This window comes from Paraburkholderia sp. EG286B (genome assembly GCF_040965655.1).
Taxonomy (GTDB): Bacteria; Pseudomonadota; Gammaproteobacteria; order Burkholderiales; family Burkholderiaceae; genus Paraburkholderia.
Map to the genome: position 1 here is coordinate 1 of NZ_JBFRCF010000015.1, position 19,691 is coordinate 19,691.

The 19,691-nt window shown below is 65.7% G+C and carries 17 protein-coding genes; 7 read left to right on the forward strand and 10 right to left on the reverse strand.

Translation table 11 applies throughout. The features are described from left to right. On the forward strand, positions 1–123 hold a 123-nt coding region (locus tag AB4Y42_RS28605; protein WP_143329487.1), incomplete at its 5' end, for a transposase. 50 nt (positions 124–173) lie between these two features. On the opposite strand, the gene secF is transcribed toward AB4Y42_RS28605, so the two are convergent. The 5 genes from secF to queA all read right to left on the reverse strand — a co-directional run bounded on the left by secF (position 174) and on the right by queA (position 6,463). Next, positions 174–1,124, reverse strand: a complete 951-nt coding sequence (secF, locus tag AB4Y42_RS28610; protein ID WP_069268461.1) for a protein translocase subunit SecF — start codon at positions 1,122–1,124, stop codon at positions 174–176. A 15-nt stretch (positions 1,125–1,139) separates the two neighbouring features. After that, positions 1,140–3,197 (reverse strand): protein translocase subunit SecD, encoded by a 2,058-nt coding sequence (gene secD, locus AB4Y42_RS28615; protein WP_368690208.1) that lies wholly within the window; start codon positions 3,195–3,197, stop codon positions 1,140–1,142. 167 nt (positions 3,198–3,364) lie between these two features. After that, entirely contained in the window at positions 3,365–3,694 is a 330-nt protein-coding gene (gene yajC, locus AB4Y42_RS28620) for a preprotein translocase subunit YajC (protein WP_042262488.1), read from the reverse strand. A 248-nt stretch (positions 3,695–3,942) separates the two neighbouring features. Beyond that, positions 3,943–5,142, reverse strand: coding sequence for a tRNA guanosine(34) transglycosylase Tgt (gene tgt / locus AB4Y42_RS28625; protein WP_368690209.1), 1,200 nt, complete (start codon positions 5,140–5,142; stop codon positions 3,943–3,945). A gap of 247 nt (positions 5,143–5,389) precedes the next feature. Then, positions 5,390–6,463, reverse strand: a complete 1,074-nt coding sequence (gene queA, locus AB4Y42_RS28630; protein ID WP_368690210.1) for a tRNA preQ1(34) S-adenosylmethionine ribosyltransferase-isomerase QueA — start codon at positions 6,461–6,463, stop codon at positions 5,390–5,392. A 237-nt stretch (positions 6,464–6,700) separates the two neighbouring features. Here queA and recG point away from each other — a divergent pair, with 237 nt between their 5' ends. The 6 genes from recG (at position 6,701) to ubiA (ending at position 13,895) form a co-directional block, all read left to right on the forward strand. Then, complete coding sequence (gene recG, locus AB4Y42_RS28635) at positions 6,701–8,992, forward strand: ATP-dependent DNA helicase RecG (protein WP_368696006.1); 2,292 nt, start codon at positions 6,701–6,703, stop codon at positions 8,990–8,992. Between the two features lie 162 nt (positions 8,993–9,154). Continuing rightward, complete coding sequence (locus tag AB4Y42_RS28640; protein ID WP_069268466.1) at positions 9,155–10,114, forward strand: hydrogen peroxide-inducible genes activator; 960 nt, start codon at positions 9,155–9,157, stop codon at positions 10,112–10,114. 397 nt (positions 10,115–10,511) lie between these two features. Further along, the gene (locus AB4Y42_RS28645; protein WP_368696007.1) at positions 10,512–11,951 is read left to right on the forward strand and encodes a catalase; all 1,440 of its coding nucleotides are present in this window, start codon (positions 10,512–10,514) and stop codon (positions 11,949–11,951) included. A gap of 87 nt (positions 11,952–12,038) precedes the next feature. Beyond that, positions 12,039–12,215: a hypothetical protein gene (locus tag AB4Y42_RS28650; RefSeq protein ID WP_368606757.1), complete on the forward strand. Its 177-nt coding sequence runs from the start codon at positions 12,039–12,041 to the stop codon at positions 12,213–12,215. 168 nt (positions 12,216–12,383) lie between these two features. Beyond that, complete coding sequence (locus tag AB4Y42_RS28655; RefSeq protein WP_091993121.1) at positions 12,384–12,872, forward strand: Dps family protein; 489 nt, start codon at positions 12,384–12,386, stop codon at positions 12,870–12,872. A 159-nt stretch (positions 12,873–13,031) separates the two neighbouring features. Then, positions 13,032–13,895, forward strand: a complete 864-nt coding sequence (gene ubiA, locus AB4Y42_RS28660; RefSeq protein ID WP_368696008.1) for a 4-hydroxybenzoate octaprenyltransferase — start codon at positions 13,032–13,034, stop codon at positions 13,893–13,895. A 73-nt stretch (positions 13,896–13,968) separates the two neighbouring features. Here the strand turns inward: ubiA and proC are convergent, their stop codons facing one another. From proC to AB4Y42_RS28685, 5 genes are all read right to left on the reverse strand, one after another. Further along, positions 13,969–14,784, reverse strand: a complete 816-nt coding sequence (proC, locus tag AB4Y42_RS28665; RefSeq protein ID WP_368696009.1) for a pyrroline-5-carboxylate reductase — start codon at positions 14,782–14,784, stop codon at positions 13,969–13,971. A 22-nt stretch (positions 14,785–14,806) separates the two neighbouring features. Continuing rightward, positions 14,807–15,505: a YggS family pyridoxal phosphate-dependent enzyme gene (locus AB4Y42_RS28670; RefSeq protein WP_368696010.1), complete on the reverse strand. Its 699-nt coding sequence runs from the start codon at positions 15,503–15,505 to the stop codon at positions 14,807–14,809. Between the two features lie 179 nt (positions 15,506–15,684). Further along, positions 15,685–16,914: a glycolate oxidase subunit GlcF gene (glcF, locus tag AB4Y42_RS28675; RefSeq protein ID WP_368696011.1), complete on the reverse strand. Its 1,230-nt coding sequence runs from the start codon at positions 16,912–16,914 to the stop codon at positions 15,685–15,687. An 18-nt stretch (positions 16,915–16,932) separates the two neighbouring features. After that, a complete protein-coding gene (gene glcE / locus AB4Y42_RS28680) occupies positions 16,933–18,021 on the reverse strand; it encodes a glycolate oxidase subunit GlcE (protein WP_368690217.1) in 1,089 nt (362 codons plus the stop codon). Positions 18,022–18,162: 141 nt separating this feature from the next. Continuing rightward, complete coding sequence (locus AB4Y42_RS28685; protein ID WP_028201996.1) at positions 18,163–19,668, reverse strand: FAD-linked oxidase C-terminal domain-containing protein; 1,506 nt, start codon at positions 19,666–19,668, stop codon at positions 18,163–18,165. Between the last annotated feature and the right edge of the window lie 23 nt (positions 19,669–19,691).

Sequence of the window (19,691 nt, forward strand, 5' to 3'; positions counted from 1 at the left end):
ACCAGCGTCGTCGAAGGGATCAACAACACCATCAAGGTCATCAAGCGCAGAGCCTACGGGTACCGCGACGAGGAGTACTTCTTCCTCAAGATCCGCGCCGCGTTCCCCGGTAATCCTCGATGAACCAAAAAAAAGCCGGTTCGCAAGAACCGGCTTTTTTGCTGGTGCGCCGCTTAGACCTGCGCGCCCGCGTTCGGATCGTTCGGATCGAACTTTTCCTTCTTGTCCTTGATGAGGTCTTCGCGCTTCACGCCGAGCCACATCGCGAGCGCCGCCGCGACGAACACCGACGAGTAGATGCCGAAGAGAATACCCACCGTCAGCGCCAGTGCGAAGTAGTGCAGCGTCGGGCCGCCGAAAAAGAACATCGAGAGCACCATCATCTGCGTACAGCCGTGGGTGATGATGGTTCGCGACATCGTGCTGGTGATGGCGTGGTTGATGACTTCGGTCACGCTCATCTTGCGCTCGCGCCGGAAGGTCTCGCGAATCCGGTCGAAGATAACGACCGATTCGTTCACCGAGTAGCCGAGCACGGCGAGCACCGCCGCGAGCACCGAGAGCGAGAACTCCCACTGGAAGAACGCGAAGAAGCCCAGAATGATCACGACGTCGTGCAAGTTCGCGATCACGCCGGCCACGGCGTACTTCCATTCGAAGCGGAACGACAGGTAGATGACGATGCCCGCCACCACGCAGGCGAGCGCGAGCAGGCCATCGGTGGCGAGCTCCTTGCCCACCTGCGGGCCGACGAACTCCACGCGCTGCAGCTGCACCTGCGGTTCAGCGGCCTTGAGCGTGGACATCACCTGGTCGCTCTGCTGCGCGGAGCTCAGGCCCTGCTTGAGCGGCAGGCGGATCAGCACGTCGCGCGAGGTGCCGAAGTTCTGCACCTGGGCGTCGCCGTAGCCGATCTTGGTGAGCGAGTCGCGCAACGGCTCGAGCGGCACCGCCTGCGGATACTGCACTTCGATGACCGTGCCGCCCGTGAATTCGATCGACAGGTGCAGGCCGCGGTGGAAGAGGAAGAACACCGCCGCGATGAAGGTCAGGAGCGAGATCGCGTTGAAGATCAACGCGTGCTTCATGAACGGGATGTCTTTGCGGATGCGGAAAAATTCCATGGTCTTGACTCCGTATCAGCGGGACGAGCCGGTATTGTTGCCGGAGCCGCCGGTGCCGCCCTGGGCATCGCGGCGGCGCACGACCGGCTTGGCGCGCGCGGCGCCTTTGGCGCCGGCCCTGGCCGGCTCACGCTTCGTGGCCGTCGCTGCGACGGCGCGGCCCGTGTCGGTGCCGGCATCGGCGCCGGCGAGCGCGGGCGTGCCTTCATCCGGCTCCGGACGCCACACCTGACCCACCGCGAGCGACTTGAGCTTCTTTTTGCCGCCGTACCAGAGGTTCACGAGACCGCGCGAGAAGAACACGGCCGAGAACATCGACGTGAGAATGCCGATACAGTGCACGATCGCGAAGCCGCGCACCGGGCCCGAACCGAACGCGAGCAGCGCGAGACCGGCGATGAGCGTGGTCACGTTCGAGTCGAGAATCGTCGCCCAGGCGTGTGCGTAGCCGTTCTGGATGGCCAGCTGCGGCGGCGCGCCGTTGCGCAGTTCTTCGCGCACGCGCTCGTTGATCAGCACGTTCGCGTCGATCGCCATACCGAGCGCCAGCGCAATAGCCGCGATACCCGGCAGCGTGAGCGTGGCCTGTAGCATGGAGAGCACGGCCACGAGCAGCAGCAGGTTCACCGACAGGCCGATCATCGAGATCGCGCCGAACAGCATGTAGTAGGCGATCATGAATACGGCGATGGCGGCGAAGCCGTAGATCACCGAGTCGAAGCCCTTGCGGATGTTGTCCGCGCCAAGGCTCGGGCCAACCGTGCGTTCCTCGATGATGTCCATCGGCGCGGCGAGCGAGCCTGCGCGCAGCAGCAGCGCGAGGTCGGCGGCGGCCTGCGGCGTGGGCTGGCCCGTGATCTGGAAGCGGTCGCCCAGTTCCGACTGGATGGTCGCCACCGTCAGCACTTCGCCCTTGCCCTTTTCGAACAGCACCATCGCCATCGGCTTGCCGATGTTGTCGCGCGAGACGGCGCGCACCGCGCGGCCGCCCGCCGAGTCGAGGCGGATGTTGACCGACGGACGCTGATGCTCGTCGAAGCCCGCCGAGGCGTCGATGATGCGGTCGCCGGTGAAGATCACCTGCTTGCGCAGCAGCACCGGCGCGGCGTTGCCTTGCGTGAACAGCTCGTCGCCCGGCGGCACCGGCGCGTTCACGTCCGGATGCAGGCCCATCGGGTCGGCGAGGCGTGCTTCGAGCGTCGCCGTGCGGCCGATGATGTCCTTCGCCTTGGCGGTGTCCTGCACGCCCGGCAGTTCGACCACGATACGGTCGTCGCCTTGCTGCTGGATCACGGGCTCGGCCACGCCGAGTTCGTTCACGCGGTTGTGCAGCGTCTGGATGTTCTGCTTGAGCGCGGCTTGCTGAACCGCCGTCTTCACGGCCGGCGTGAACGTGCCGACGAGCTGCACGCCGCCTTCGGGGTTGTTCTGCGAGGACCACTGCAGTTCGGTGATGCCGCCCGAGCCCGCGAGGACCTTGCGCGCCTGCTCGGCCGTATCGGCGTCGGCGAAATTGACGACCACCGACTGGTTGACGCGGTTCACGCCGCCGTCGCGGATGTTCTTGTCGCGCAGGAGCGTGCGCACGTCCGAAGCGTCGGAGTCGAGCTTCTTGTTGAGCGCGCCGTTCATGTCGACCTGGAGCAGGAAGTGCACGCCGCCGCGCAGGTCGAGGCCGAGGTACATCGGCAGCGCGTGCAGCGACGTGAGCCAGCGCGGCGAGGCGCTCTGCAGGTTCAGGGCGACGATGTACTGCGGGTCGTTCAGGTCGGCGTTCAGCGCCTTGTTCAGCGCGTCTTTCAGGCGCAGCTGCGTGTCCGTGTCGGCGACGCGCACGCGGATGTTCGCGTTCAGCGTCGAGTTGTCGAACGTCACGTCGGTCGCGCGGATATTGTTCGCGGCGACCGCGGCTTCGACCTGGGCGAGCGTGCCCGAGTCGAGCTTGACGGTGGCTTTACCGCTCGACACCTGGACCGCGGGCGCTTCGCCGAAGAAATTGGGCAATGTGTACACGAAGCCGATGACGAGCGCCACCAGCATCACGACATATTTCCAGAGGGGATAACGGTTCATTGGTTGACCCAACGGGGGAGGGGAATGGCCTTAAGCGCTGCGTGCGCGTCCGGCGTTGCCTTCGGGGCGTACCTGCATTGACGTTTGCTGGTCAGTGGCTGCGAGGGCGGGCCGGATGCGCGAGGCCGTTCTTTCGGAGGCAACGGCCTCGGGGAAACCGTGAAGCTTTACAGCGACTTGATCGTGCCCTTCGGCAGGATGGTCGAGACCGACGACTTCTGCACGGTGATTTCCGTGCCATCCGCGATTTCGACGCCGACGTAGGCTTCGCTGACCTTGGTCACCTTGCCGACGATGCCGCCGCTCGTGATCACTTCGTCGCCCTTGGCCATGGCCGCGAGCATGTTGCGATGTTCCTTCTGACGCTTCATCTGCGGACGGATCATGATGAAGTACAGCACGGCGAACATCAGAATGAGCGGCAGGAAGCTCATGAGGCTCGATTCGGCACCACCTGCTGCACTGCCTTGCGCGAAGGCATTGGAAATGAACGACACGTTGGTCTCTCCGTTTTTTACGATCAAAAAGCGAGCCGGTTATTCTACCACCGGCATTCATCGCGACGATGACGCAAAATTGGCTTTGCGATCAAGTGCTTATCCCGGATCCCGCCCCGACGCGACATGTGTACGCGTGAAAACCGGGGCGGCTCGGGCGGACCGCATGCCTTGCCCGCGTCATTGTCTCGAAAGTTAATTGTAATGTTTCGCGGCCGGCACGTGACGCGCCGTCGTGAGACGCCCTCTCAATCCACGCCGCGTGCGCGCTGTTCGGCGAAGCGCTGGCGGAACGCCGCGAACGTCTTCGTCTCGATCGCCGCGCGCATCTCACTCATCAGCTCCAGGTAGTAGTGCAGATTGTGGATCGTGTTGAGCTGCGCGCCGAGGATCTCGCCCACGCGGTGCAGGTGGTGCAGGTAGCCGCGCGTGAAGTGGCGGCAGGTATAGCAGCCGCATTGTTCGTCGAGCGGGCGCAGCGAGTTGCGGTGCACGGCGTTGCGGATCTTGATGTCGCCGAAGCGCGTGAAGATCCAGCCGTTGCGCGCATTGCGCGTGGGCATCACGCAGTCGAACATGTCGACGCCCGAGGCCACGCCCGCCACCAGGTCTTCCGGCGTGCCGACGCCCATCAGGTAATGCGGTTTGTCGGCGGGCAGCTTCGGCGCGATGTGTTCGAGCACGCGCATCATGTCTTCCTTCGGTTCGCCCACCGAAAGGCCGCCGATCGCGTAGCCGTGGAACGGCATCTGCGAGAGGCCGGCGAGCGATTCGTCGCGCAGGTCCTCGAACATGCCGCCCTGCACGATGCCGAAGAGTGCATTCGGGTTGCCGAGACGGTTGAACTCGTCGATCGAGCGCTGCGCCCAGCGCATCGACATGCGCATCGAATCCGCGGCTTCCTTGTGCGTGGTGGGCACGCCGTTGGTCGCGTAGGGCGTGCACTCGTCGAACTGCATGACGATGTCGGAATTCAGCACCTTCTGGATCTGCATCGACACTTCGGGCGAGAGGAACAGCTTGTCGCCGTTCACGGGTGAGGCGAAGCGCACGCCGTCTTCCGAGATCTTGCGCAGGTCGCCGAGCGAGAACACCTGGAAGCCGCCCGAATCCGTGAGGATCGGCCGGTTCCAGCCCATGAAGCGATGCAGGCCGCCGTGCGCCTCGATCGTCTCCAGGCCCGGACGCAGCCAGAGGTGAAAGGTGTTGCCGAGGATGATCTGCGCCTTCATCTCTTCGAGCTCGCGCGGCTGCGTGGCCTTCACGGTGCCGTAGGTGCCCACGGGCATGAAGATCGGCGTTTCGACCGCGCCATGATTGAGCGTGACGCGCCCGCGGCGGGCGAGGCCGTCGGTGCCGAGCAGTTCGAATTTGAGGCCGTTTTGCGGGCGTTCGCCCAGATACGTGCCGTGTTCGGCGCGTGCGTTGCTTTGATGACCGTCGGTCATGCGGTTGACTCCTGTGCTACCGGAAAGTGCTTTGCATGGGACCGGAGTATGCGCTAAAGCGCCAACTCCGGATCGCGTGCTTTGCATGGGACCGGAGTAAGCGCTAAAGCGCCAACTCCGGATCGCGTGCTTTGCATGGGACCGGAGTAAGCGCTAAAGCGCCAACTCCGGATCGCAAGTCCGGCGCAGATGATGAAACGCCGCCGCGCGTTTTTCATGTCGCGCGACGGCTTGGGAAATGTGCGTGTTACTTGCTGAGCGCGTCGTCGGTTCGAGTCAGCAGCATTGCGTCGCCGTAACTGAAGAAGCGATAGCGTTCGGCAATCGCGTGACGGTACGCCGCGCGTATCGTTTCGATGCCTGCGAACGCCGAGACGAGCATCAGCAGCGTGGACTTCGGCAGGTGGAAGTTCGTCACGAGTCGGTCCACCACACGGAACTGGTAGCCAGGCGTGATGAAGATATCGGTTTCCGCCTGCGTTGCCGCGAGCGCGCGGCCTGCGCGGTCGGCGTCGCGCGCAGCGGCTTCGAGCGCGCGCATCGAGGTCGTGCCCACCGCGATCACACGGCCGCCGCGCGCACGCGCAGCCGCGATCTTGTCGACGAGCGATTGCGGCAGGTCGTACCACTCGCTATGCATCTTGTGCTCGGCGATGTTCTCCACGCGCACCGGCTGGAATGTGCCCGCGCCCACGTGCAGCGTGAGCGTGGCGCGCTCGACGCCTTGCGCGTCGAGTTGCGCGAGCAGGGCGTCGTCGAAGTGCAGGCCCGCCGTGGGCGCGGCCACCGCGCCCGGATTCTGCGCGAATACCGTTTGATAGCGCGTTTCGTCGCTCGCGTCGGCGTCGTGCGTGATGTAGGGCGGCAGCGGCAGACGGCCGTGCTGCTCGATCAGCGTGAGGCAGTCGTCGGGAAAGTGCAGCGTGTAGAACTGATCGACGCGCTCGCCCACCGTCACGTCGAACGCATCGGCGAGGCGCAGCACCGTGCCGGGGCCCGGGCTCTTGCTCGCGCGGATCTGCGCGAGCGCCGTGCGCGCGCCGGTCAGGCGCTCCACGAGCACCTCGATCTTGCCGCCGCTGGCCTTCTGGCCGAAGAAACGCGCCTTCAGCACCTTGGTATCGTTGAAGACGAGCAAGTCGCCCGGCGCGATGCACGCGGGCAGGTCGGAAAAGCGGCGGTCGGTCAGACGCGCGGGTTGGCCTGGCAACTGCGTCGTGTTATCGACCTCCAGCAGACGGCTCGCGCTGCGCTCGGGCAGGGCGGTCTGCGCGATCAGTTCCTCGGGGAGGTCGAAATCGAAATCGGAAAGCTTGAACATGCGGCCTGAAGTAACGGAAATGCGCCGGAGGCCCGGCGCGCGGCGGCTTTGCGGAGCCGAACCGTCAAGCGGTTGCGCCCCAAAAAGCGGCTGCAATGGCCGATCGTGCGTGACGAAAGGCTATGATTGCGGGACGTGCGCGATAGCGATGCGCGCGCCGTGCCCGATGGCCGAGGCCGTCGCGCTGCTCGCGCCGCGCCTTGCCGGAAAGCCGATATTGTACTTGCGAAGCTGCCCATGCCCCCATCCGTTAGCCGATTGATGTCCGAAGCCGAGTCCGCGAGCGAGGCGTCCGACGACGCACGCACGCCCGAGGACGGCGAGCGCAAGCGGCAAGCGGACGCGACGCAAGGGGCCGCACCGCCCGCGCGCAAACGCGCCGCGAAGAAGTCCGCGGACCCGGCCGCAGAAAAAGCCGTGGAAAAAGCCGCGGCCAAAGACAAGCCCAAGCTCACCAAGACTGCCGACCGCCTCGCCAAACTCGGTCTGCGCAGCGACATCGATCTCGTGTTGCATCTGCCGATGCGCTACGAGGACGAAACCACGCTCACGCCCATCGGCGAACTGCTGCCGGGCGGCATCGCGCAAACCGAAGGCGTGGTGTTCGGCAACGAGATCGCCTACCGCCCGCGCCGCCAGCTCGTCGTGAAGCTGGAGGATCACAACGGCGACCAGCTTCATCTACGCTTCCTGAACTTCTACGGCTCGCAGGTCGCGCAGATGGCGATCGGCAAGCGCCTGCGCGTGCGCGGCGACGTGCGCGGCGGCTTCTTCGGCATGGAGATGGTGCATCCGGCGGTGAAGGTCGTGGAGGGCGACGCGCCGCTGCCGCAGGCGCTCACGCCCGTGTATCCGTCCACGGCGGGCGTGAGCCAGGCGTATCTGCGCAAGGCGATCGACAACGCGCTTTCGCGTGCGCATCTGCCCGAATTGCTGCCCGATACGGTCGCGCACGAGTTCATGGAGCCGCTGAATCTGCCGCCCTTGATGGACGCCGTGAAGACGCTCCACCACCCGCCCGTGAACGCCGACGAACACGAGCTGATCGACGGCACGCATCCCGCGTGGACGCGCATCAAGTTCGAGGAACTGCTCGCGCAGCAACTGTCGCTCAAGCGCGCGCACGAAGAGCGCCGCACGCGCGCCGCGCCCGCGATGGCGCGCCATGTCGCGGGGCGCAAGAGCGACGGGACGCTGCTCGCGCGTCTGCGCGGCGCGCTGCCGTTCACGCTCACCGGCGCGCAGGAGCGCGTGGTGGCGGAAATCGCGCACGATCTCGAACAGCCGCATCCCATGCAGCGTCTGCTGCAAGGCGACGTGGGCAGCGGCAAGACCGTGGTCGCGGCGCTCGCGGCGGCGCAGGCCATCGACGCCGGCTACCAGGCCGCGCTCATGGCGCCCACCGAAATCCTCGCGGAACAGCACGCGCGCAAGCTGCGCGGCTGGCTCGAGCCGCTCGGCGTGCAGGTGGCGTGGCTCGCGGGCAGCCTCAAGGCGAAGGAAAAGCGCGCGGCGCTCGAAGCCGCGGCGCTCGGCACGGCGCAGCTCGTGATCGGCACGCACGCGATCATTCAGGAGGCCGTGGAATTCGCGCGGCTCGGCCTCGTGATCGTCGACGAGCAGCATCGCTTCGGCGTCGAGCAGCGGCTCGCGCTGCGCGCCAAGGCGCAGAACGCGAAGTCTCCCGATGAAACGAAGCGCGAGTTCCAGCCGCATCAGCTGATGATGTCGGCCACGCCGATCCCGCGCACGCTCGCCATGACCTACTACGCGGATCTCGACGTCTCCACCATCGACGAGCTGCCGCCCGGCCGCACGCCGATCCTTACGAAGCTCGTTGCCGACGCGCGCCGCGAGGAAGTGATTGCGCGCGTGCGCGCGGCGGCGCTCACGGGTCGTCAGGTGTACTGGGTATGTCCGCTGATCGAGGAAAGCGAGACGTTGCAGCTGCAAACGGCCGTCGAGACTTACGAAACGCTCGTGGCCGCGCTGCCGGAGCTCACCGTCGGCCTCGTGCACGGCCGCCTCGCTTCCACGGACAAGGCCGCCGTCATGGATGCGTTCTCACGCAACGAGGTGCAGCTGCTCGTAGCGACGACGGTCATCGAAGTGGGCGTGGACGTGCCCAACGCCTCGCTGATGGTGATCGAGCACGCCGAGCGCTTCGGCCTCGCGCAATTGCACCAGTTGCGCGGGCGCGTGGGGCGGGGCAGCGCCGCTTCGGTGTGCGTGCTGCTGTATACCGGGCCGTTGTCGCTCACGGGGCGCGCACGCCTGCAAACCATGCGCGAGACCACCGACGGCTTCGAGATCGCGCGCAAGGACCTCGAAATTCGCGGCCCCGGCGAATTCCTGGGCGCGCGTCAATCTGGCGCGGCGATGCTGCGTTTCGCGAACCTCGAGACCGACGCATGGCTCATCGAGCCTGCGCGCGGCGCGGCCGATCGGCTGCTGCACGAGTTTCCGCTCGTCGTCACGCAGCATTTGAACCGCTGGCTCGGCGCCCGCGAGCAGTACCTGAAAGCCTAAATAGTCCAACTGCGAGTCCATTACGCGGAACCTGCGCGCGCCTACGCCGTCTGACCCTTTTGCGCTGATCACGCCCCGCATAGGGGTGTTGATTATTGGCGAATCACCGCCATAGGTGTATAACTACAAGCTATTGATTCACCTTTTTTGATTGGTCCCCGAATGACGCTCACTGAATTGAAATACATTGTCGCGGTAGCTCGAGAGCGCCACTTCGGACGGGCTGCGGAAGCCTGCTTCGTGAGCCAGCCGACCCTTTCGGTCGCCATCAAGAAGCTCGAAGACGAACTGAACGTGCAGATCTTCGAGCGCGGCACCAGCGAGGTGAGCGTGACGCCCATCGGCGAGCAGATCGTCACGCAAGCGCAGCGCGTGCTCGAACAGACGCTCGCGATCAAGGAAATCGCCAAGCAGGGCAAGGACCCGCTCGTCGGGCCGCTGCGCCTCGGCGTGATCTATACCATCGGGCCCTACCTGCTGCCCACGCTCGTCAAGCAGATGATCAAGCGCGTGCCGCAAATGCCGCTCATGCTGCAGGAGAACTACACGCTCAAGCTCATCGAGCTGCTCAAGCAGGGCGAGATCGACGTGGCGATCATGGCGCTGCCGTTCCCCGAAACCGGCCTCACGCTGCGGCCGCTGTACGACGAACCGTTCGTCGTGGCGCTGCCTTCGGGCCATGCGTGGGAGCAGCGCCCGAAGATCGACCCGGACGACCTCAAGCAGGAAACCATGCTGCTGCTCGGCAGCGGTCATTGCTTCCGCGACCACGTGCTGGGCGTGTGCCCCGAACTGATGCGCTTCTCGCAGAACGCCGACGGCATCCAGAAGACGTTCGAAGGCTCGTCGCTGGAGACCATTCGTCATATGGTCGCGAGCGGCGTGGGCATTACCGTGCTGCCGCGTATGTCGGTAACCGAGGTGAAGCCGCACGCGGGCGGCGTGGATTCCGGGCTGCTTTCCTATGTGCCGTTTGACGAACCCGTGCCGGACCGCCGCGTGGTGCTCGCGTGGCGCAAGAGCTTCACGCGCATGCCGGCGATCGAGGCGATCGTCGACGCCATTCACGCCTGCGAGCTGCCCGGCGTGAAGAAGATCGAGGCGCCTGCCGAGGCTGCCTGACGTCTATCGCGCCGTGCGCTTTCGGGCTGCGCGGCGCGTTTTCCCCTCCGGCGCGTCATTCGCCCGCGCCGCCATTCTCCAGCCTTACGTTTCTTGCGACCCCAATAATCAGCGTCTATTCGATAGATTGAATAAATCAAATTACATATTTCGATAGTCGTTGCTAAAGTTTCCTCTACCCGATCCCAACCGGAAAACCCCTGGAGGAAGCGATGCAAACCACGACCCCGAACACCCCCAGCACCTCGGCACGCGCCCATTCTGGCCTTCGCACCGTGTGGTTCTCGCTGCTCGTCGACCGCGCGCTGTCCGCCTGACGGCCTCGCGCCATCTCACCATCGCACGGCAGATTTCACCGAATTCCAGAAAACACACGCAAGCAAGGAAGGAATCCAGCATGACCGACCGTACTCTCACCTCGGCAGCCGGCGCACCTGTCGTCGATAACCAGAACTCGCTCACCGCCGGTCCGCGCGGCCCGGTGATGCTCCAGGACGTGTGGCTTCTCGAAAAGCTCGCGCACTTCGACCGCGAAGTGATTCCCGAGCGCCGCGTGCACGCGAAGGGCTCGGGCGCGTTCGGCACGCTCAAGGTCACGCACGACATCTCGCGCTACACGAAGGCAAAGGTGTTCGGCGAAGTCGGCAAGGAAACACCGCTCTTCATCCGCTTTTCGACCGTGGCGGGCGAGCGCGGTGCGGCCGATGCCGAGCGCGACGTGCGCGGCTTCTCGATCAAGTTCTACACGGAAGAGGGCAACTGGGACATCGTCGGCAACAACACGCCGGTGTTCTTCATTCGCGATCCGCTCAAGTTCCCGGACTTCATCCACACGCAAAAGCGCGATCCGCGCACCAACATGCGCAGCAACGTGGCCGCGTGGGACTTCTGGTCGCGTCATCCGGAGTCGCTGCATCAGGTGACGATCCTCATGAGCGATCGCGGCATTCCGAAGAACTATCGCCAGCAGCACGGTTTCGGCTCGCACACGTTCTCGTTCATCAACGCGAACAACGAGCGTTTCTACGTGAAGTTCCACTTCAAGTCGGCGCAGGGTGTGGAGAACTACAGCGATGCCGAAGCCGCGCAGGTGATTGCTCAGGACCGCGAATCGGCGCAGCGCGATCTCTTCAATGAGATCGAGAAGGGCAATTTCCCGAAGTGGCATTTCCGCATTCAGGTGATGCCCGAGGCCGATGCCGCGAAGGTGCCGTACAACCCGTTCGACATCACGAAGATCTGGCCGCACAAGGACTATCCGCTGATCGACGTCGGCACGATCGAGCTGAACCGCAATCCGCAGAACTATTTCGCCGATGTCGAGCAGGCCGCCTTCACGCCGGCGAACGTGGTGCCGGGCATCGGCTTCTCGCCGGATCGCTTGTTGCAGGGGCGTTTGTTCTCGTATGGCGACACGCAGCGCTATCGCCTCGGCGTGAACCATCACCAGATTCCGGTGAACGCGCCGCGCTGCCCGTTCCACTCGTTCCATCGCGACGGCGCAATGCGCACCGACGGCAACCTGGGCGGCAACGTGAACTACGAACCAAGCCGTTTCGGCGACTTCGCGCAGCGTCCGCAGGCCGGTGAGCCGCCGCTCGCGGCCGGTGCGGTCGATCACTACGATCACCGCGAAGACGACGACTACTACAGCCAGCCGGGCGCGCTGTTCCGGTTGTTCGATGCGGGCCAGCGCGAGCGGCTCTTCGCGAACATCGCGCGACACATCGACGGCGTGCCGGCGGAGATCGTGGAGCGTCAGATCGAGCACTTCCGCCGCGCCGATCCGGCGTATGCGCAAGGCGTGATCGACGCGATCGCGAAGCTGGCGAAGTAAGGACGCGGGCGCGGTTTGTTGTCACACGTTCAGACAGCGAGCCGCGCCTGAAGCAGGACTTCGAGGAATTACCACAGGAGCACGACCATGACCCGAACGATGACGATGACCCTCAAGACCATGGGACCGGGAAATGCGGCCGCGATGGCGCGCACGCGTGCGCAAGGCACGCAGATCGTGCGCCGGATGGTGGGCTTTGCGATCGTGGCGAGCGGCTTCGTGGCGATCGCCACGCAGGCCTTCGCGCACCTGGCAGGGCACTGAACGAGCCGGGTACGTTGCTGGACAGTAGGGTCGGATGAGCGGGCTTTCTGAACTTTCCAGGCTACACTGACGACCGATCGAGTGTTCGCGCGCCAGTTTTTTAAGGCGCAGGCGGGCACAACCGGATCGTCAAGCACGCGTAGTCTCACTGCTACACAAGGAGTCGTCATGGCCAAAAAAGCAACCGTACAGCACGTGAATATCGGCATCAGCGACAAGGATCGCAAGAAGATCGCGGAGGGTCTCTCGCGCCTGCTCGCGGACACCTACACGCTGTATCTGAAGACGCACAACTTTCACTGGAACGTCACGGGGCCGATGTTCAACACGCTCCACCTGATGTTCGAAGGGCAGTACAACGAACTCGCGCTGGCTGTCGACGCCATCGCCGAGCGTATTCGTGCGCTGGGCGTGCATGCGCCGGGCAGCTACAAGGAATTCGCGAAGCTCTCGTCGATTCCCGAAGCGGACGGGGTGCCGGCCGCTGAAGACATGATCCGCCAGCTGGTGGAAGGCCAGGAAGCCGTGGTGCGCACCGCGCGCGCGATCTTCCCGGCGACGGAAGCGGCCAACGACGAACCGACCGCCGACCTGCTCACGCAACGCATGCAGACGCACGAAAAGACCGCGTGGATGCTGCGCTCGCTGCTGGCCTGATGCCGATGCGGCGCCCGGGGCGCTGCACCTGAAGCACGATCAGCACGATGAAAGGCCCGCCGGATGTCCGGCGGGCCTTTGTTTTTGCGCGGGTGCGGCTCGCGGCGTCGGCGTGCCGCCCTGGCCTACAATAGCGGCATCGCTTTTCCCGCCCCGATCATGTTCGCCCGACTCCCGCTCTATTTGCGGCTCGTCCGCATGGACAAGCCGATCGGCAGCCTGCTGCTGCTGTGGCCGACGCTCAACGCGCTGTGGATCGCCTCGGACGGCCATCCGCCCCTCTCGCTGCTGATCATATTCACGCTCGGCACCGTGCTGATGCGCTCGGCGGGCTGCGCGATCAACGACTACGCCGACCGCGATTTCGACCGCCACGTGAAGCGCACCGCGGAGCGCCCCATCACGTCGGGCCGCATCCGTGCCTGGGAAGCGGTGGCGATTGCCGCGGGCCTCGCGCTCGTGTCGTTCCTGCTGATCCTGCCGCTCAATGCGCTGACGAAGCAGCTTTCGGTCGTGGCGCTGTTCGTGGCGGCGTCGTATCCGTTCACCAAGCGCTTTTTCGCGATTCCGCAGGCGTATCTGGGCATCGCGTTCGGCTTCGGCATCCCCATGGCATTCGCTGCCGTGCAGGATCACGTGCCGGCGCTCGCGTGGATCATGCTGGCCGCGAACGTGTTCTGGTCGGTGGCCTACGACACCGAATACGCGATGGTCGATCGCGACGACGACATCAAGATCGGCATTCGCACCTCGGCGCTCACGTTCGGCCGCTTCGACGTGCTCGCGATCATGCTCTGCTATGCGGCCACGCTCGGCATTTACGTGTGGGTGGGCGTGACGCTGGGCTTCGGCTGGCTCTACTGGCTCGGCTGGGCGGCCGCCGTGGGCTGCGCCATTTACCACTACACGCTCATCAAGAACCGCGAACGCATGCCGTGCTTCGCCGCGTTCCGCCACAACAACTGGCTGGGCGGCGCGCTGTTCGTCGGGATCGCGGCTCATTACGCCATCGCGGGACTCTGAGGCCAGATCGACGAAAAAAAAGCGCCGGGTGCACGACACGCCCGGCGCTTTTTCTATCTTGACGGCGGTGCGCTTACTGCTTGCCGAATTCCTCGCCCATTTCCTTCGCGCGCGCATCGGCCGCGAGCGCGCCCTTGACGATGGCGGCCTTCACGCCCGAAGCGTCGAACGACGCCAGCGCGGCGGCGGTCGTGCCGCCCTTGGAGGTCACGCGCTCGCGCAGCACGGCGGGCGGCTCGTCCGATTGAAGTGCAAGCTGCGCCGCACCCGTGAACGTGGCGATGGCGAGCGCGCGGCCTTGCTGCTCGTCCATGCCGAGCTGGCGCGCCGCTTCTTCGAGCGCTTCGATGAAGTAGAACACGTAGGCCGGGCCGCTGCCCGAGATGCCCGTGACCGCGTCGATCTTCGCTTCGTCGTCGAACCAGACCGTCTGGCCGACTGCGCCGAGCACATCCGAGGCGAGCTGGCGGCCCGCGGCGTCCACGCCGCTGCTCGCGACGAGGCCGGTTGCGCCCATGCCGATCAGCGCGGGCGTGTTCGGCATCGTGCGCACGACGCGCGCGTGGCCGTTCAGCCAGCGCGAGAGATCGTCGATGCGGATACCGGCCATGATGCTGATGACGACCTGATGGGCGCCCAGGTGCGGGGCGATGCCCTCGGCCACGGCCTTGGCGATTTGCGGCTTCACGGCGATCAGGACCGCGTCGTACGAAGCGAGCGCGGCGTCCGCCGCCGCGCCGGTGCGCACGCCGAACTGCTCGGCGCTGCGCTTGCGGGCGTCCTCGTTCGGATCGATCGCGTAGAGGTTGTCGGCGGGAACGCCCTTGCGGATCAGGCCGCCGATGAGTGCGGCGGCCATGTTGCCGCCGCCGATGAAGGCAATTTTCATGGTGATGGAATCGTTCAGTGAATCAGTGAGAGTAGTCGCGCGCGCCGAAAATCGCGGTGCCGACACGCACGATCGTCGCGCCTTCGAGCACCGCGGCTTCGAGGTCGGCCGACATGCCCATGGAGAGCGTGTCGAGCGCGAGGCCTTCTGCGCATAGCGCTTCGAACAGCTCGCGCAGCTGGCGGTGCGGCGCGCGTTGCGCCTCGAGCGAGGTTTCCGGCTCGGGAATCGACATGAGCCCGCGCAGGCGCAGGTTGGGCAGGGCGGCGATCTGGCGCGCGACCTGCTGCGCTTCTTGCGGGGTGACGCCGCTCTTGCTGGCCTCGCCGCTCACGTTGACCTGCAGGCAGACGTTGAGCGGCGCCATGCCGGCGGGACGCTGCGCCGAAAGGCGTTCGGCAATCTTCAGACGATCGACCGAATGGACCCAGTCGAAACGCTCGGCTACGGGGCGTGTCTTGTTCGATTGGAGCGGCCCGATGAAATGCCATTCGATGCTCGCGCGCAAGTCGGCGAGCGCTTCGATCTTGTCCACCGATTCCTGCACGTAGTTCTCGCCGAACGCGCGCTGGCCCGCAGCGTGAGCGGCGCGCACGTCCTGCGCAGGAAAGGTTTTCGAAACCGCGAGCAGCTCCACGCTTTGCGGGTCGCGGCCGGCGTTGCGGGCGGCGGCGGCGATGCGCTCGCGGACAGCTTCGAGATTGTGGGAGAGATCGGTCATCGGGCTTGAGGGCCGGCGCATGAAAGGGCGCACGCCGCCTTTTTGGATCCAAAACGAACAGAACGACGGCCATTATACGGACTGCGCACGGCGCGAAACACTGGCCAGCAAGGCTATACCGAATGGCCGACTGTTGGCGCGCCGTGCGTCTCGTTACGCTGGTTCCGTTCCCGATCGGTTCAATTCGTCACCAGCATATGTTCGACCAGCTCAATCCAGTGCGTGACCGGAATCGCCGTGCCGCTTTGCAGGTGCGTGATGCAACCTATGTTGGCCGAGACGATCAATTGCGGCTCCAGCGCCTGCAGCCGGTCCACTTTCTGGTTGCGCAGCGTGTAGGAAAGGCGCGGCTGCATGATCGAATACGTGCCCGCGGAGCCGCAGCAGAGATGGCTGTCGGCGGGCAGTCGCACGTCGAGTCCGAGCGCCGTGAGCAGCCTCTCCACGCCGCCGCGCAACTGCTGGCCATGCTGAAGTGTGCAGGGCGGATGCCAGGCTACCGTCTTGATGCTGCGCCGCCTCGTCGCGGCCACGAGCTGTTCCTCGAAGGCGGGCAGCAGCTCCGAGAGATCGCGGGTGAGCTCGACCACGCGGCGCGCTTTCTCCACATAGGCCGGATCGTCGCGCAGCAGGTGCGCGTATTCCTTCACCGTCGCGCCGCAGCCCGAGGCGTTCATCACGATCGCTTCCGCGCCCTGCTCGATGTAGGGCCACCAGGCGTCGATGTTCGCGCGCACGTCGTCGAGCGCATCGTCGGCGTAGCCCATATGCAGGCGGATCGCGCCGCAGCAGCCCGATTGCGGCGCGACGATCGTTTCGATGCCCAGCGCGTCCAGCACGCGCGCGGTCGCGATGTTGATGTTGGGCATCATCGAGGGCTGCACACAGCCTTGCAGCATCAGCATCTTGCGCGCGTGCTTCGCCGTGGGCCACGCGAGCGAGCGCTGGCGTACGGGCACCTTGTCGCGCAGGCGCTTGGGCAAAAGCGGCCGCACCTGCTGGCCGAGGCGCATGGCCGGCGTGAAGAGGGCGCGGCGCGGCAGCAGGCCCGCGAGCAGGCGGCGCATGATGCGCTGGCGCAGCGGCCGCTTCACCATCTGTTCGGCATGCTTGCGGCCCACTTCCACGAGGCGCCCATACTGCACGCCGGAGGGGCAGGTGGTCTCGCAACTGCGGCACGTGAGGCAGCGGTCGAGGTGCGTGAGCGTGCTCTTCGTGACCGGCGCGCCTTCCACCATCTGCTTCATGAGATAGATGCGCCCGCGCGGGCCGTCCAGCTCGTCGCCGAGCAACTGATAGGTCGGGCAGGTCGCGGTGCAGAAGCCGCAATGCACGCACTTGCGCAGGATCGCGTCGGCTTCGTCGCCGTCGGGGGTGTTGCGTATGAAGTCCGCGAGGTTCGTCTGCATCGCCGCGTGTGGGTGTCGTCAGAAGTCGGAATACAGCCGGCCGCGATTGAAGATGCGGGCCGGGTCGAAGGCGGCCTTCAGGCCGCGATGGATCCTCATGAGCGGCGCGGGCAAAGGCGTGAAGACGCCTGCGCTGCGGTCGTAGTCGCGCCCGGTGCGGAACATCGTGGCGTGACCGCCGGCTTGCTTCGCGCTGATCCGCACCGTTTGCGCATCGGTTTCCGTGATCCACCAGCGCTGCGCGCCGCCCCATTCCATGAGTTGCGCGCCCGGCAGTTGCAGGGGCTCCGCGATCGAGGGCAGCGCGAGACGCCACAGTGCAGCGTTGGGCGCGATCGACGCAAAGAACGGATCGGTCTGCTCGCGCAGGCCCGCCCAGAAGCGTTCGGCCTCCACGGCGTCCACCACTTCGCCGCCCAGGCTCGCGCGAGCTGTCTTCACCGCGGCTTCCGCGCCCGCGAGGCGTACCGCGAGCGTGCCGTTGCGCCAGGCGCTCGCCGTCATCGGCAGCGGGCGGCCGCCCCATTCGTTGAGCTTGCGCACGGCGTCGGTGCCGTTCATGTCGAATTTGAGCGTGGTTTCCGCTTGTGGCGCCGGCAGTACCTTCACCGAAAGCTCCAGCAGCAGGCCGAGCGTGCCGAGCGAGCCCGCCATGAGCCGCGAAACGTCGTAGCCCGCCACGTTCTTCACGACCTGGCCGCCGAAATGCAGCACCTCGCCGTGGCCGTTCATGAGCACCGCGCCGAGCACGAAGTCGCGCGGTGCGCCCGCGCTCGCCCGCCGCGGCCCCGCAATGCCTGCGGCAATGCAGCCGCCCAGGGTGGCCTGGGCGCCGAAGTGCGGCGGCTCGAATGCGAGCATCTGGCCGTGGGCCGCGAGCGCCGTTTCGATTTCCGCAAGCGGTGTGCCGGCACGCGCCGTGATCACCAGTTCGGCCGGGTCGTACGCGATGATGCCGCGGTGCGCGCGCGTGTCGAGAATCTCGCCTTCGAGCGACTGGCCGTACCAGTCCTTGGTGCCCCCGCCGCGAATGCGCAGCGCCCGCCCATCGGCGCTCGCCGCCCGGATGCGTTCGGACCAGTCCGAGACGATGTCGTCCTCTTCCATGTCGTGATGGTCGCGCTCGTTCGTTATAAGGTTCGTTCGATTGTACTGAGCGAACCTCGCCTGACAACCCGGAGCGGACCCTCATTCGGGTCACGCGATATGCATAGACGGCGCGGTGCCGGGTGCGCGTTTGCGCGTCTGTCAGAAGCGTGGCAACTCGGGGTGCGGCAGCAGATTCCCGCGCACGTGCATGCGCCCGTACTCGGCGCAGCGCGCCCGCGTGGGAATGCCCTTGTCGGGGTTGAGCAGCCTGGCCGGGTCGAACGCGTGTTTTACCGCATGAAACGCGTCGCGCTCCTGCGGCGAGAATTGCACGCACATCGAATTGATCTTCTCGATGCCCACACCGTGCTCGCCCGTCACGGTGCCACCCAGTTCGACGCATGTCTCGAGAATGTCAGAGCCGAAAGCCTCGGCGCGGTGCCATTCGTCGAGGTCGTTGCCGTTGAAGAGAATGAGCGGGTGCATGTTGCCGTCGCCGGCATGGAAGACGTTGATGCAGCGCAGTCCATACTGCTTTTCCATCTCGTGGATGCGCGCGAGCAGCGGCCCGATCGCGCGGCGCGGCACGGTGCCGTCCATGCAGTAGTAGTCGGGCGAGATGCGGCCCGCGGCCGGAAATGCATTCTTGCGGCCCGACCAGAAGCGCAGGCGTTCTTCCTCGGTGCGCGAGATCTGGATGCGCGTGGCGCCATGCTCGCGCAGCACCGTGGTCGTGCGCGCGATCTCGTCGGCGACTTCCTCGGGCGTGCCGTCGGCTTCGCACAGCAGGATGGCGGCGGCGTCGAGGTCGTAGCCCGCGTTCACGAACTCTTCCACGGCGCGCGTGGCCGGCTTGTCCATCATTTCGAGGCCCGCGGGAATGATGCCCGAGGCGATGATGCCCGCCACGGCGTCGCCGCCTTTCACGACGTCGTCGAAGCTCGCCATGATGACTTGCGCGGTTTGCGGGCGCGGAATCAGCTTGACGGTCACTTCGGTCACGATCGCGAACATGCCTTCGCTGCCGATCATCACCGCGAGCAGGTCGAGGCCCGGTGCATCGGGCGCGAGCGAGCCAAACTCGACAATCTCGCCGTCCATCGTCACGGCGCGCACGCGCAGCACGTTGTGCACCGTGAGGCCGTACTTGAGGCAATGGACGCCGCCCGAGTTCTCCGAAACGTTGCCGCCTATCGTGCAGGCGATCTGCGACGAAGGGTCGGGCGCGTAGTAAAGGCCGAAGGGCGCCGCCGCTTCGGAAACGGCCAGATTGCGCACGCCCGGCTGCACGGTGGCCGTGCGCGCGTACGGATCGACTTCGAGAATGCGCTTGAAGCGCGCGAGCGAAAGCACGATGCCGTGCCGGATCGGCATGGCGCCGCCCGAGAGGCCGGTGCCCGCGCCGCGCGGCACGACCGGCACGTCGAGGCGTCGGCAGATCTGCACGATGCGTTGCACCTGCGACTCGGTTTCCGGCAGCGCCACGGCGAGCGGCAGCCGCCGGTAGGCGGCAAGGCCGTCGCACTCGTAGGCGACGGTGTCCTCCTCGCGATGCAGCAGGCAATGCGCCGGCAGCACGGCCATCAACGCCTGGACTACCTCGCGCTGGCGTTGCGCGAGCGCTTCCGGGCTCAGCTCGGGCAAGTTCGCCTCGGGTGCGTTCATGTCTCCTCCCGTCTGTTGCGCTT